The organism is Streptomyces sp. AB3(2024), assembly GCF_041862025.1.
Taxonomy (GTDB): Bacteria; Actinomycetota; Actinomycetes; order Streptomycetales; family Streptomycetaceae; genus Streptomyces.
Genome location: NZ_JBGWAB010000345.1, coordinates 1 through 467 on the forward strand (window position 1 = coordinate 1; position 467 = coordinate 467).

1 protein-coding gene is annotated in these 467 nt (G+C 69.6%); it reads right to left on the reverse strand.

The genetic code is table 11. The features are described from left to right. Positions 1–467: potassium-transporting ATPase subunit KdpA (locus tag ACEPPI_RS40690; RefSeq protein WP_373920268.1), on the reverse strand; the 467-nt coding region annotated here is incomplete at both ends.

Consider the following 467-nt stretch of genomic DNA (forward strand, 5'->3'; position numbering starts at 1 on the left):
CGGACGGTGCCGCGGACCAGGTCTGCCCAGAAGTTGCCCAGTTCGCCGGTGCGGGAGCGCGCGAAGCCCCGTACCAGGGCCACCGCCACGGCCATGCCGACCGCCGCGGAGACGAAGTTCTGCACGGCCAGGCCGCCGGTCTGCACGACGTGGCCCATGGCCTGCTCACCGGCGTAGGACTGCCAGTTGGTGTTCGCCACGAAGGATGCGGCGGTGTTGAACGCCTGGTCCGGGTCGATCGAGGCGAAGCCGAGCGAGCCGGGCAGGACACCTTGCAGCCGCTGGAGCAGGTAGAGGAACAGGACGCTGACAGCGGAGAAGGCGAGGACGCCGCGCAGGTAGGCGGGCCAGCGCATCCCGGCCGACGGGTTGGCGCCGATGGCCTTGTAGATCCACTTCTCCGGGCGGTAGTGCTTCTCGGAGGAGTAGACCTTGGCCATGTAGTCGCCCAGGGGGCGGTAGGCCAG